The organism is Niallia sp. Marseille-Q9988, from assembly GCF_976954375.1.
Window position 1 is genome coordinate 530,038 of the sequence record NZ_CDRJSZ010000003.1, and the last position, 14,590, is coordinate 544,627.

Genomic DNA, 14,590 nt, shown 5'->3' on the forward strand with positions numbered 1-14,590 from the left:
ATAGAAAATGTTGTTTTTAAATGTTCGTTTTTTGGAGGTCTTTTATGTTTAACTTAAAGCAAAATAATACTACCGTGAAAACGGAGTTAATGGCTGGATTCACTACTTTTTTAACAATGGTTTATATAGTAGTTGTCAATCCAGATATTCTATCAAAAGCAGGAATTCCGTTCGATCAAGTGTTTCTTGCGACGATTATTGCAGCAGTTTTAGGAACATTATGGATGGCTCTTTTCGCCAATTATCCAATTGCAATCGCACCTGGGATGGGGTTAAATGCCTATTTTGCCTTTTCGGTGGTCGGAAATAATAATGTTGATTATACAGTTGCTCTATCAGCAGTGTTTGTTGCAGGTATTATCTTTCTAATTCTGTCTTTAACATCCTTTAGAGAAAAACTGATACTAGCAATACCAGATAATTTAAAGCATGGCATTACAGCGGGGATTGGGTTGTTTATTGCTTTTATTGGATTAAGACAAACAGGAATTATTGTGGACAATGCAGAAAATCTTGTTGGCTTAGGAGATTTTAAGTCGACTACCGTTATTCTGGCATTGGTCGGTTTGGCTATCACCATCATTCTGTTTAGCTTGAATGTAAAAGGAGCTTTATTCATAGGGATGATTGCAACAAGCATTATCGCTTATTTCACTGGATTCTTATCTTTTGACAATGGGATTATGGCAACACCACATTTGCCAGAAGGGCTTATTATCAGTAATCCATTTACTGCGTTTGGCGATGTTATTCAACATGGGCTATATGCCGTCGTTTTTTCTTTCTTATTGGTAACGATTTTTGATACTACGGGAACAATGGTTGGTGTAGCAGAACAAGCAGGACTCATGAAAAACAATAAATTGCCTAAAGCAAGACAAGCCCTACTTGCTGATTCACTTGGAACATCTGTTGGGGCGATGTTTGGAACAAGCCCAACAACAGCATTTATTGAATCTACTTCAGGTGTGGCTGCAGGTGGACGTACTGGGTTAACAGGGGTCACTGTATCCGTATTATTTATTTTATCTGCCTTTTTTGCACCGTTAGTAGGTAGTATATCTGGATTATCTGCTATAACTGCACCTGCATTGATTATTGTAGGAAGCTTAATGATGGGATCGATAAGTGATATAAAATGGAATGAATTTGATGAAGCTTTTCCAGCATTTTTGGTTATTTTAAGCATGCCACTTACATCAAGCATTGCAACCGGAATAGCACTTGGCTTTATCTCCTATCCATTATTAAAACTAGTAAAAGGGAAGGGCAAAACGGTACATCCATTAGTATATGTGTTTGCTGTGTTATTCCTTTATCAATTAGTATTTTTACCACATTAATAGGAAAAAAGCTGCTGATAGACTCAATAGAGCTTATCAGCAGCTTTTTTTATAGAGTTAGTTTCTTGCTTGACGACATAGCTTCTGGCGAATTTTCCACATGGGGTGAAGGAGAAAGGCTCTTAGTTAACTACTTTATATGGGAAAAGAATAAATCCAAACGTAGAGGATGAAAATATATATGGTGAGTTATCAAAAATAGTAGTAACATCCGTATACAATGAAACCTTTTACAATCTTAAACCGTATAGAGGAGTGAGGAGGGGATTCTGTGTCTTTAGAGTTAAAAAACGTGACAAAAAAATTTGGTTCGTTCACTGCAGTGGATGATTTATCCATTTCCATTCCTGAAAATGAAATGTTCGGCTTTTTAGGAGGAAATGGGGCGGGTAAGACAACGACTTTTCGCATGATCCTAGGTATTTTGGAAAGTACAGATGGGCAAATAACATGGGATGATAAACCGATTAATTATTCCACAAGTCCTTATATTGGATATCTTCCAGAAGAAAGAGGGTTATATCCAAAATTAAAAGTACGTGACCAGCTTGTCTATTTAGCTAGACTAAGAGGGATGGAAAAAAAGGCTGCTTTAAGGGAATTGGAATATTGGCTTGACCGTTTTAAAGTTCCTGAATATATAGATAAAAAAGTGGAGGAGCTTTCCAAAGGAAATCAGCAAAAAATCCAATTTATCAGTGCTGTTTTACATAAGCCGAAACTATTAATTCTCGATGAGCCGTTCAGCGGTTTAGACCCAGTAAATGTTGAGCAATTAAAAAGTGCTGTCGTTGATTTAAAAAATAATGGAACGAGTATTGTTTTTTCCAGTCACCGAATGGAGCATGTGGAGGAATTATGTCAGCATTTGTGCATCATGCATAAAGGAAAACCTGTTGTTCATGGCGCGCTTAAAGAAATTAAAAGAAGCTTTGGGAAGAAAAATGTAACCATCCATGCTGATTTTGATTTAACGCATTTAATCCGATATCCAGGCGTATTAAAATTAAAGGAGAAAGCAGAGGGAGTTTCTCTTCAGATTGAGGGAGAGGAAATTGCAGAGAGAATTTTAAAGGATATTGTTGGAAAAGGCTTTATCCGCAAATTTGCCTTAGAAGAGCCTTCTTTAAACGATATTTTTATCGAAAAGGTAGGTGCTTCTCTTGAATAGTTTTTGGATTATCCTTTTTCACACCTTTCTAAGCAAGTTTAAAACAAAATCCTTTCTCATCACAACAGCTATCACTTTAATATTGGTTATTGCACTTACAAATCTTACTACCATTATTGAGACATTTTCTGGAGAAGACGAAAAAACAGAAGTGGCAGTTATCGACCAGAGTTCCTCACTATTACCAGTCATTCAAGAGGCAATACAGACGATGAATGAGGATGTCAAACTTATTTCATTTGAAGATAGTGAAGAATCAGCTAAAAAAGAAGTAGAAGAAGGCAACTATAGTGGTTTGCTGATTGTAGATGTTGATTCGAGCAAATTACCAGTAGCCACCTATTATACGATGGATATTGCGGAATCGTCTCTTTCTGATAATTTATTAAATAGTATTCAACTAGTTAAAAATCAATTAGCAGCTAATCAGCTTAATTTAACAAATGAGCAGCTCGTTAAATTGAATGAGCCTGTTTCCTTTGAGAAAATTGCTCTTGTAAAAGATGCAAAGACAGAGGAAGAATTAAGTCAAGCGAGAGGATTAGTTTACATTCTTTTATTCTTAATATATTTTGCTGTTGTTTTATATTCTGGAATGATTGCAACAGAAGTAGCGACGGAAAAATCATCGCGTGTGATGGAGATTTTAATTTCAAGTGTATCTCCGATTAAACATATGTTTGCTAAAATACTAGGAGTTGGTTTATTAAGCTTGACTCAACTTGCGTTATTAATGATTGTTGGTTATTTTTCTTTAACAAGCAATGATAGCATGGGGTCAATGGAAGGATTCTTAGGATTTAGCGAAGTACCTGTAAGCACGATTATTTATGCTGCTATCTTCTTTATTTTAGGCTATTTCCTATATGCTACACTTGCTGCATTGCTTGGATCACTTGTAAGCAGAATTGAAGATGTTCAGCAAATGATTACACCAATGACATTATTAATTGTTGCAGGATTTATGATTGCTATGTTCGGGCTAAGTGCACCAGACAATACGTTTGTAACCATCACATCTTATATCCCATTCTTCACTCCAATGCTAATGTTTATGAGAGTAGGAATGTTGAATCTGGCTTTTTGGGAGCCGATTTTAGGTATCATTATTTTAGTTGCTACTATTATGATTCTTGCTATATTTGGGGCAAGAGTATATAAAGGCGGAGTACTGATGTATGGAAAATCAAATTCTTATAAAGATATTAAAAAAGCTCTGCAGCTTACAAAAAAAGAATAAACATAAAAAAGCCTCATGAATAGTGGGGCTTTTTTTTGTGGAGTAATCTAACTAATAACGATAAACGAAGGTATTCTATTAAAAACACTGACTAAGAGAAGATAAGAACGTGCATTCGTATTTTTGGCATGGTAAAATAGAAGCAAATAGCTTTAGGACGTGAGAGTATGGAAATATCCTTTATACATTGTGCAGATTTACATTTAGACAGTCCGATGGTTGGGTTGAAGAATTTGCCTGTAACACTGCATACTAAATTAAAAGAAAGTACGTTTACCGCATTTAAAAAAGTTATTGACACAGCAATTAGCAAAAAGGTAGATTTTATGATTATTGCTGGAGATATATACGATGGGGAAGACAGAAGTATCAAAGCACAAATACGTTTTCGAGATGAAATGCTGCGTTTAGAAGAAAAGCAAATTGAGGTATATCTTGTCCATGGAAATCATGACCATTTAAATGGAAGCTGGGTACAAATAGAATTACCTCCTAATGTTCATGTGTTTCCATCTATGGTGAGTGTAAAACAATTTGTGAAAAATAAATTATCGGTTAATCTTTACGGTTTTAGTTATGAAACCAGACATGTAAAAGAGAGAAAGATTGATGAATACGCACGAAGAGATCCGGCTCATTTTCATATAGGAATCTTACATGGGAATTTAGAGGGCTCTACTGAACACAGTTCCTATGCTCCTTTTCAAGTGAAAGATTTGCTTGCTAAAAAAATGGATTATTGGGCATTAGGTCATATCCATAAAAGGGAAATTTTAGAGAGCATACCTCCGATTGTCTATCCTGGTAACATTCAAGGGCGACATAAAAAGGAAACAGCGATTAAAGGATGCTATTATGTGGAGTTAAGAGAGGGAGATGCTAGTTTAGAATTTATCCCAACATCTGAAGTGATTTGGGAGACTGTGAAAATAGATGCTAGCACTGTAAAAACATTTAATGATTTATACATGCTTTGTCGGAAACAAATAGATGAAATAGGAGATGGAAAATCTTCTTTTATTATTACTCTGGAGATAGAGCAATTGCGAATAGAAGAATCTTTTCTTGATTCCGATTTATTAGAAATTCTTCAGCAGGATGAGGTAGATTCAGACTCTTTTGTCTGGGTTAGCTCTATTAAGATACAGGAAAATACAGTATGGCTAAAAGAGAATCTGTTAAGAGAATCAGCTTTTTATGAGGAATTATTTGCTGTAACAAAAGATTCAGAACTGTTAAATGAAGCAGTTGCTCCTCTATTCCAACATCCAAAGGTTCATCGATTTTTAGCAGAGCTTACAACCGAAGAGAAAAAAGAACTAGCAGAAGAAGCAGAAGATTTGCTCCTTACAATGCTTGTGAAAAGTGGGAGGTAACAGATATGGAACTAAGAAAGATAACCATTTACGGATATGGAAAACTAGAGAATATAACATTTTCCATTCACTCCCCTATTCATGTGTTTTACGGAGAAAATGAGGCTGGTAAATCGACCATAATGAGTTTTATTCATAGTATTTTATTCGGATTCCCAACAAAACAGCAAACAGAGTTACGCTATGAGCCAAAACTTCAGCATAAATATGGTGGCAAATTGGAAATCTTTTTTCCAGAAATTGGGCTTGCGACAATCGAAAGAGTCAAAGGTAAATCTTCTGGGGATGTGACCGTTACTTTAGAGGACGGGAGAAGAGGGCAAGAGGAGCTTTTAACTGAATTATTAGCAGGAATAGATAAAGGTCTTTATCAATCGATTTTTTCTTTTAATTTACACGGATTGCAAAATGTCCAGCAATTAAGAGGAGAAGAGCTGGGAAGATTTTTGTTTTCGACTGGTGCGGTAGGCTCTGACCGCTTATTGAAAGTGGAAAATGAGTTGCAAAAGGAATTGGATATACGCTATAAGCCTAATGGTAAGAAGCCTGCCATTAATGAAAAACTGCAAGCATTACGAGATAAGCATAGCCAATTAAAAAGCGCAGAGAAGGAAAATAATCAATATGAACACTTACTTACTAAGAAAAGAAAGCTAGAAAAAGAAAAACAGCTTATAGAAGCAGATTTAAAAAAAGAAGAGCATGAAAAACGATTATTAGAAGAATGGATTAAGATTAGAGGAATTGTACAAGAAAAGGTAGTATTAGAACAAAAATTAGCTACCTACAAAGAGCTTCATTTCCCGCAAAATGGATTAACTAGATGGGAAGCGCTGAAGGAAAAATTACTCTCCATAGAAGCGGAAATTCGCAATGTAGAAGCAAGAGCCTTAGAAATAGATCAAGAACTATCAAGCATTCCTACACAGGAAGAACTTCTTAGCGCTGAACATAATATCTTACTTGCTGTGGAAAAATTCCCCGTATATGAACAGTTACAGAATCGGCAAACTCAAGTAGAAAATCAAATGAAGAAGATAGAGGAAGAAATTGATAGTTTAAAAAGTAAATTGCATTTACCGATTGAAGAAGAAATTCTATTAAAGGAAAGCAATACAAGTATCTTTTTAAAAGAGCAATGCGCACAAGCAGCTTCTAAACAACGGAGGTTAAAGGAGCAGAAGGAAGAGCTAGACGAGCGATTAAAGGCTGAGCAAGCAGCTTTAGAATCTTTAGAAGAAGCAGTGAAGATAGATAAGCAGAAGCTCTTGCCAAAAGAGGAGAGAGCTAGATTAGAAGAGCATGTACAAAGTGATCATCAGGTTAGATGGAACAAAGAGAAGGCAGAATTATTATCAAGAGAAATAAGTCAACTGGAAGCTCAAGGGAAGCTAGAAGAGAAACGGATGAAGCAGAATACGTTAATAACAAGTGGTTTATCGATATTTCTTCTGCTGGTTGGAACAGGGGCTTTGGTATTTGGGCAATGGGTATTAACAATTATTTGCTTTACCGTATGTGTTGTTTATTTTTTTGTCTTCCTTTCGGGAAGAAAACTCGCAAAAAATGAAATTCGCAAAAAGGAGCATAAATTAGCGCTTGTTAAGGAAGAACATGCTCAGCTACTTGTAACCTTTGAAAAGGGACAAGGTGTTTCTCGTTACGAGGCACAGAAGCTAGAAGAGGATACAACAAGGAGAGAGAAATTCACTCAGCTTCAATTTAAATTAGAGCAGCAAAATGAGAGCTATGAAAGAGTTCTACAGGGATTTGAAAAGTGGGAGGCGAATTTTCTTTCCCATCAAAAGTTGTTAAGACAATTGGCTAATGAACTTAAAATTCCTTATGAATTAGCGACACAACAAATATATGATGCATTTCTATTAATAGAAGAATGGAAAGCAAAAGATAGAGAGAGAAATTCCTATCTTCAGGAACTTAAGGAAATTCATCAGGAAAGGGAGCAGATAATTAGCAAGATCAGCTATTTTTTTGAACAGTTTATGGAGAATGAGAAAGATACGATCGCTAATATGTGCTACCGTTTAAAAACAGCATTAACGGAAGAAAAAAAGAAAAGGGATCGAATAGAAGCATTGCAGAGAAAGAAAGCGGACCTATCAGAGGCTATGGATAAATATCAAACAGAATATAATCGCTATCTTGAAGAAAAGAACGATCTATTTTCGATTGCCGGTGTAACAGAAGAAGAGAAATTTCATGAAAAAGCTGCAATGGAAATGGAAAAAGGTAAATATAAAGAAAGACTTGCTACTATTAACGGTCAATTAGAAATGGCTAATATAGCAAAAAATCATATTCCTGTCTATCAACAAATCCTTGATCCTGAGCTGCAGTTAGAGGAAAAGAAAGGGATATTGGATCGATTAGCATCTCGCATACAAGAACTTGTAGAAGAAGTTGCAGCGACTAACTTTAGTATTTCTAGAATTGAAAGTGGAGGTACGTATACGGATTTATTACATACCTTTAAACAATTTCAGTCAGAATTCAAGGAAGATGTGAGAGAATGGGCAAAATTTGCCGTGGCAAAACAGCTCTTGGCCAAAACTATTGAGCAATATAAACAAAAACAGCTGCCTGCTATGCTGCAAAAAGCAGAAGAAAATCTCGCATTTTTAACGGAAGGAAAATATATTCGGATCGTTCCTAAGGAAGAGGGAGCTGGGTTTTTAGTAGAAAGTCATCACCATCTTTTTTATGAAGCGAAGGAATTAAGCCAGGGAACGACCGAGCAGCTATATTTATCTATTCGAATTGCTTTAGCACAAACATTTTATCAAAACTTTGGTTTTCCATTTATCATTGATGATAGCTTCGTTAACTTTGATGAAAAGCGAACAGATAAAGTGATTCAATTATTAAAGAAATGTGAGCAGAATCAGCTTATTTTCTTTACTTGTCATCGCCATCTACTAAAATATTTTCCTGATGAAAGTTTGCATGTATTACCAGCAGAGGAAAGAGAAACAAGTTTATAAAGATGAATTGTCTTCATGCTATACTAAATAAAGAGAAAGATAAAGGAGAGAGTGAGTTGGACAAAACAGGAGTACTTCAGTATGAGGTTGGGGAGCAATTTGAATCCTATTTATTAATAAAGAATGCAACAAAAGCCATCGCAAGTAATGGAAAGCCGTTTATGACGCTTATTTTTCAAGATAAAAGTGGGGAAATTGAAGCAAAGCTTTGGGATGCTACGGAAATGGATGAGCAGAACTATCGACCGGAAACGATTGTAAAAGTGAATGGGGATATTCAAAGCTATCGTGGAAAGCTTCAATTAAGAATTCGCCAAATTAAGGTGGCAACAGGAGAAGAGGGCATTCGATTGGCTGATTTTCTTGAAACTGCACCATTAACAACAGATGAGATGTTAAGTAAAATTACGCACTATATTTTTGAAATGCAGAATCCTAATATTCAAAGAATTACAAGACATTTAGTAAAGAAGCATCAGGAAGCATTTTTGCAATATCCAGCAGCGACGAAAAACCATCATGAGTTTGTTTCTGGATTAGCCTATCATGTTGTTAGTATGCTAGATTTGGCAAAGGCAATTGCAGGCCTTTATCCAAGCTTGGATAAAGATTTACTATATGGAGGGATTATCCTGCATGACCTAGGTAAAGTAATTGAATTATCTGGACCAATTTCCACTTCGTATACATTGGAAGGGAACTTGCTTGGACATATTTCCATTATGATTAATGAAATAGGAAAAGCAGCGGATGAGTTAGGGATAAAAGGAGAAGAGGTAGTGATACTTCAACATTTAGTATTATCCCTTATCTATATACGTGTGAGAAATAAAAGTAAAAATACATATAATAGTACAGAGGAAGCCCTTAGCAATAAGGGCTTTTCTTATTTATAGAAAAGAAAACCCTGGGCTATGCCTAGGGTTCCAAAAAGCTTACAGCGTGGTATTAAAAAAACTTCCTCAAGGTGCTAAAATATTTTTGGTTCGCCAACCGAAAATAAATAGCCAGGAGGAAGTCCTTATGTCAAAAGACAATAATAGTTTAGCACACACAACTTGGAATTGTAAGTATCACATAGTATTTGCACCAAAATATAGAAGACAAATAATTTACGGGAAAATAAAGAAAGATATTGGACAAATCTTACGTACCTTGTGTGAGAGGAAAGGCGTGGAGATAATAGAAGCAACAGCGTGTAAGGATCACGTACATATGTTAGTGAGTATTCCGCCAAAATTAAGTGTATCAGCATTTGTAGGATATCTAAAAGGAAAAAGTAGCTTGATGATATTTGATCGACATGCACAACTGAAATATAAATATGGAAATCGAAAATTTTGGTGTACAGGATATTATGTAGATACGGTAGGAAGAAACAAAAAGGTAATAGAAGAATATATACGTAATCAAATACAAGATGATATAGTCGCAGAACAATTAACGATAATGGAATATATTGATCCATTTACAGGGGAAGAAGTGAAGAAAAAGAAACGAAATAATTAGGAGAGAAGGCCTTTGAGGTCTGGCCAGTAGAAGTAGTACAAATGGCGAACCTTTCAGTAGCCCTTTAGGGTTTGGTCAGTAACAAAGGCTTTCAGCCGCAGAGAAAACCACCCGTTCTCACGGGTGGTCCTTATTTTCTCACATTTCAAATAGTGAGTTATACTTTAAATATATATTGAAGTAGGAGGTAGACCAGTGTATATACCACTTGATGAAAAATTTACATGGATACCAAGAGAAGTTTCAATAGAAAGTGAAAGGATTGGTGGAAGGTTAGAAGCAGGTAATATCGTTATTATTGGATTAAGAGATAATAAATCTAAATTGATTATTCCACATCCAATATCAAATTTTATAATTAAGTGTTTTGTAAATAAGCAGTTATCACCAAGTACTCAACTAAGGGCTGGAAGGATTATATGTATGTTTTTAAACTATATTTATACTCAAATAGAGGATGATGATTCAGGAGAGTATAGTAAATTAGAGGAAAAGGGTATAAGAGCATTAGAGCTAAAGCATGGGGCTAACTTTATAACCTATGGAACTTATTTGGGTAGAAATTCAGAAACAATTGATTATTGGGAAAAAACACTAACTAGATTCTATAACTTTTTAAAAGAACAAGATTCAATTGACCAAGACCCAAAAATAATAAAAAAAATCAATAAAAATGGTAAGGAAATATTAATTTCACCATTTGGAGATTCTGTATTGGATATTGAAAGACCAAATAAGAAAAATGATAATGATATGACTACCTTAAAAGATTTTGGGGAAGGAAGACTAGAACTCGCTAAGCTGTTTATTAATATTGCTCAAACTCATGCAGAAGATATTGCACTAGGAGTTTACTTTCAATTCTTTGGTGGGTTAAGAGTAGGAGAGGTAGTTAATTTAACAGAAAGTTCATTAAAACCAAGGGGCTATAGGGGGACTGAAAACAAATCATTTTTTGTTAATATTGATGATAACCAAGATAAATTGTTTCCCAATTTAAAAAATAACCAGTATAACCAAGTAAAAAGACCAAGACCTCAATTTATTATCCATTCAAATTTACTACAAAAATTATATGATGATCATATTACAAAACTTGAAGAATTAAAAAGTAAGAAAAAATTAAAGGTAGAAGATGCATTATTTGTATCGTATAAAACTGGTGTACCAATAAGTGGACCAAATTATGCAAATAAATTTAAGCGTGTAAAAAAAATATTTTTGAATGAGTTAAGAAAGGAAAGATACTATGAGGATGTAGAATTTCTTGAATCTTTACCTTGGGGTACACATATTGGTAGAGCTGTTTTCACAAATATGTTAATCGATCAAGGCTTAGGTATTGAAGAATTAAGAGATTCACGTGGAGACAGAAGTTTGTTGTCTGCTATGGCGTATTTAGAACGAAGGGTAACAAGAAAAAAAATTAAAGAAATGATGGAAAAAGTAGCAACTAAAATTGGTAATGAAGAAGATCAAGATGATGGTATTTATTTGCAACAAGCACTAACGCGTGAGCAGAACATCGAAATATACAATAAAGTTATGAGTAATTGGAGAGGTTTCTAAAATGTTAGTAAAAATAAGGGAACTATGTGATAAAAACAGTCCCTATTTTCAATTAGGTGTTCGTTGGAAAGGGACTGAAATATTACAAAAACATGGTGTCTTAGAAATTGTAGACATTAATAATGTGAAATATGTTGAATATGAAAAATTATTAAAACATGTTGCTTGGGAGAAAAATTTTTTTAATGAATATTTTATAGACTTGGATGTGTGGTCAAAATTAGGGTCCAGCGCTAATAAAGATAGTTTGCGTTCTTCTGGGGTGAAAAAATTAATTTCCTTAGCAAATCAGGGCCTTATTGAAATGGTTGAATTAGATTACCCACTTGTTTCAATAAGAGACAACAAATACAAAAATATAAAAAGGTTTTTTAGGAAAGCAAGTCTTGAATATTTTTTAAATGATTATATTAATTTAAATGAGGCTATGAAAATAATAGGAAAATCAAGTCCTCAGTATACTTTAAAAATCTTAATGAGCAAAGATATAGAAGTTGTAAAGCTTTCAGAAAAATATGATATGACGTTTGTTAATAAGAAAGCAGTTTTACATTTAGTAGAAAGTGGTGAGAATAAGCTTTCAAGCGTAGAAAATAGAAAACAATTAAATATATCTGATATGCAAGAATATATCAGTAGTAATCAATCCAGATTATACTTGGGCTTTACAAAAAAGAAATTTGAACAAATTCAAAATATAGGAATTCTAAACGTTGAAACTATTGTGGAGAATGGTAAAAATTTATATAAAAGATCACATATTGAGGATTTCAAGAAAAAACAAGAAAAATGGGAACAAGATTTTATAAAAAAGCACTATATAGATTTAGAGGTGTGGGGAAAATTTGGTTCAAATTCCTCAAAAGATTCTCTTAGGTCAAGTGGGATATTAAAATTAATTGAACTTGCTAATAAAGGGAAAATAGAACTAGTGGAGATGAAGTATCCACTAATTTTTATTAAAGAAAAGAAATACGAGAATATTAAGCGCTTCTTTAAAAAAGATAGCATTGAACTGTTCTTATTAAATCATTTTAAACTTGAAGATGCTATGTTGTTACTAGGTAGGAAAAATAGTGATAACTTCCAGAAATATTTAAAATCAAAAGGGATTGAAATTATTAAGCTTTCAACTAAAGTAGATTTGATGTACGTCAGAAAGTTCGATATTCATAACTTAATGAAAAAAAGGAATATCGTAGTGTCGAGTGAGGAAAAACTTAAAAAAGATCTTGAAGAGTCGGAGTTTCTGAATAGAAAACAAGTAATGATGTATTTAAATATTACTGCTAAGAGGTTGACTCAGCTAATAGAAAAACGTCTTTTACGAGTAGAAAAGAAAATTTCAAGTAATTTAACGTTATTTAAAAAATCGAAAGTGATCCAACTAAAAAAACAGCAAGAAATATTGCTAAAGTTATTGAATGAGAAGTGGTTTACCCGGAATGAGGTAATTGAAAAATTTAATTATGATCCGGATATGTATGAAATCAGAAAAACTAAAATTCCTGTTATTGTTGCCAGCGCTGATAGATTTTTAAATAAGAGGGTGATCTACCTAAAAAGTTCAGTAGAAGAGAATTTTAACCGGTTAGTATATACCCAGCAATATTATACAGATGTTGGAACTATATATGATAATATTAAGCACCGGCTTCAAATGGAGAAATTCTCCTTTTTTGAACATCTTATTGAAACTGAAAAGCTTTGGGATATATACATTAAGAGTAAATCAAATGAATGGAATCCAAATTCTTACGATGATAAATTACAGAGGATTGGTGTACTTGTAAATTTAACTAAAGATATGAATTCTATTTTATCAAAGGAAATATACAATTGCTCCTCAAAGGAATTGAATTTTGCGTTTTTTAAAAAATACCCTTTGCATTTTCAAAAGCATTTATATAGCTTTTTACAAGCAATTCATTTATCTCAAAAAATGCAAAATAAAGTTACATTTAGAATGAATGAAATAATTAATCCTTATGACCGAGAACAAAAAAGAAAAATAAAAAGTTTATATACGCCAAAAGAATATAGAAATCTATTCGATTATGTTTCTGAAAATGTTAGTTTTCATAAGAGTAATGCAATTAATAGTATAAAAAAAGCAGTTCTAGCAAATGAAGAAAATAAGAATATAAATATGGTATATGATCGTTATGATTCTGCATGGTTATATGTAATTCTTCATTTAACAAATATTTGGAGAACACCTGACTATCTTCATTTTCCTAGAGTGTCATTTGAGGATACTTATATCGAACCGACAATTGAATGGATGGAAAATAATGAAATTAGTAAAACGGACGCTGAAAGATTATTAAGAAGACTACAAATAAAAACATATAACTTTTCAAAAAATAATGCAGATAGGTATTTATTTATTCCGGATAAGTTATTAATCGCATTTGCAACTGCAGTGACTCTTTGTGAAATTAGAACAAGGCTTTTAAACGATAGTTTTCAATCCGTTATTAATTTTATGACAAAAGATAATAGATTTAGGAATAAAGTTAAAGAAAATTTTTTTAGATCCTTTAGCGGTGTTCAATTCGATACTTTAAAAATGAACCGTTCATTATTCACATTTTTGTTGCGTATTTCAAAAAATGTAAATGGACCACATGAAATAGAAATACTTAAACAATTTCGTGGACATAAGAACATTGAAACTACAAATATTTATTTGCTTTTTACTGAAGAGGACATAAACTTCCTTACTTCACAACTCTTTTCAAGAAACGACCACTTCGGTTTTATTGCTGATACTTTTACCGATATTTTATTCGGAGAAACCACGTCACTTTTTGAAAAAACAAAACAGAACAATTCACTTCTAGATTCATTCGGAGGTGTGTTTAAACTTGAGTCGGTAGCTAGTTTTTTACTGGCTGTATCTGAGGATGAAGAAATAGTAAAAAATATAATCTTAGAAATGGATTCACAAGAAACTCAACAAAAGTTTGAAGAAATACTATTTATGAAATTGACTAGTAAACAGAAAGATGTTCAATGCTTAATAGGAGAAGCGAATTGTCCATATCCGGGCAGGGATTGTTTAGGAGGATGCCATTTTTCCATTCCTCATTTTTATGCTATATCTGAACTAACAAGACAGTTGTGGAATGATTTTGAATTTATTCTGAATAGGTTTTCAAGCCTAAAATATAAGGGAGATAAAGAAAGGTTTTTCATTAACTTTGCTGGCCGTCTAAAATTATTTAAAAATGCTGAGGGGAAATATGGGAATGTTGTGTACGAATTTTTTAATTTAGATAAAGAAAAGTGGATTGGGCTTTTAAGTGAGTTACCGGAAGAATGGCAGCTTTTTGTAAGTGAGAATAGGAACTTAATAAAAGCATAGTATTATGGAG

Annotated in this window: 9 protein-coding genes; all 9 read left to right on the forward strand. The window is 33.4% G+C overall.

The genetic code is table 11. The features are described 5' to 3' along the window. Window positions 1-44: 44 nt before the first annotated feature. The 9 genes from ACWNMZ_RS06725 to ACWNMZ_RS06765 all read left to right on the forward strand — a co-directional run bounded on the left by ACWNMZ_RS06725 (window position 45) and on the right by ACWNMZ_RS06765 (window position 14,580). The gene (locus ACWNMZ_RS06725; RefSeq protein WP_031535648.1) at window positions 45-1,343 is read left to right on the forward strand and encodes an NCS2 family permease; all 1,299 of its coding nucleotides are present in this window, start codon (window positions 45-47) and stop codon (window positions 1,341-1,343) included. A 271-nt stretch (window positions 1,344-1,614) separates the two neighbouring features. Beyond that, window positions 1,615-2,514 carry an ABC transporter ATP-binding protein gene (locus tag ACWNMZ_RS06730; RefSeq protein WP_031535646.1) on the forward strand — a complete coding sequence of 300 codons (900 nt, stop codon included), beginning with the start codon at window positions 1,615-1,617 and terminating at the stop codon, window positions 2,512-2,514. Beyond that, a complete protein-coding gene (locus ACWNMZ_RS06735) occupies window positions 2,507-3,754 on the forward strand; it encodes an ABC transporter permease (RefSeq protein WP_031535644.1) in 1,248 nt (415 codons plus the stop codon). The genes ACWNMZ_RS06730 and ACWNMZ_RS06735 overlap by 8 nt, the downstream gene beginning before the upstream one ends. A gap of 167 nt (window positions 3,755-3,921) precedes the next feature. Then, entirely contained in the window at window positions 3,922-5,130 is a 1,209-nt protein-coding gene (locus tag ACWNMZ_RS06740) for a metallophosphoesterase family protein (RefSeq protein WP_031535642.1), read from the forward strand. A gap of 5 nt (window positions 5,131-5,135) precedes the next feature. Beyond that, entirely contained in the window at window positions 5,136-8,132 is a 2,997-nt protein-coding gene (locus ACWNMZ_RS06745; protein WP_031535640.1) for an ATP-binding protein, read from the forward strand. Window positions 8,133-8,134: 2 nt separating this feature from the next. Next, on the forward strand, window positions 8,135-9,028 hold the full coding sequence (locus ACWNMZ_RS06750; RefSeq protein WP_414630347.1) for an OB-fold nucleic acid binding domain-containing protein: 894 nt from the start codon (window positions 8,135-8,137) through the stop codon (window positions 9,026-9,028). A gap of 127 nt (window positions 9,029-9,155) precedes the next feature. Next, complete coding sequence (gene tnpA, locus ACWNMZ_RS06755; RefSeq protein WP_235252072.1) at window positions 9,156-9,641, forward strand: IS200/IS605 family transposase; 486 nt, start codon at window positions 9,156-9,158, stop codon at window positions 9,639-9,641. Between the two features lie 195 nt (window positions 9,642-9,836). Next, the gene (locus ACWNMZ_RS06760; RefSeq protein ID WP_081836741.1) at window positions 9,837-11,210 is read left to right on the forward strand and encodes a hypothetical protein; all 1,374 of its coding nucleotides are present in this window, start codon (window positions 9,837-9,839) and stop codon (window positions 11,208-11,210) included. A 1-nt stretch (window position 11,211) separates the two neighbouring features. After that, the gene (locus ACWNMZ_RS06765; protein ID WP_449598441.1) at window positions 11,212-14,580 is read left to right on the forward strand and encodes a hypothetical protein; all 3,369 of its coding nucleotides are present in this window, start codon (window positions 11,212-11,214) and stop codon (window positions 14,578-14,580) included. Window positions 14,581-14,590: the final 10 nt, after the last annotated feature.

Coding starts and splice junctions, on each gene's coding strand:
- tnpA (WP_235252072.1), top strand. CDS start 9,156: ATGTCAAAAGACAATAATAGTTTAGCACACACAACTTGGAATTGTAAG.
- ACWNMZ_RS06750 (WP_414630347.1), top strand. CDS start 8,135: ATGAATTGTCTTCATGCTATACTAAATAAAGAGAAAGATAAAGGAGAG.
- ACWNMZ_RS06745 (WP_031535640.1), top strand. CDS start 5,136: ATGGAACTAAGAAAGATAACCATTTACGGATATGGAAAACTAGAGAAT.
- ACWNMZ_RS06765 (WP_449598441.1), top strand. CDS start 11,212: ATGTTAGTAAAAATAAGGGAACTATGTGATAAAAACAGTCCCTATTTT.
- ACWNMZ_RS06740 (WP_031535642.1), top strand. CDS start 3,922: ATGGAAATATCCTTTATACATTGTGCAGATTTACATTTAGACAGTCCG.
- ACWNMZ_RS06725 (WP_031535648.1), top strand. CDS start 45: ATGTTTAACTTAAAGCAAAATAATACTACCGTGAAAACGGAGTTAATG.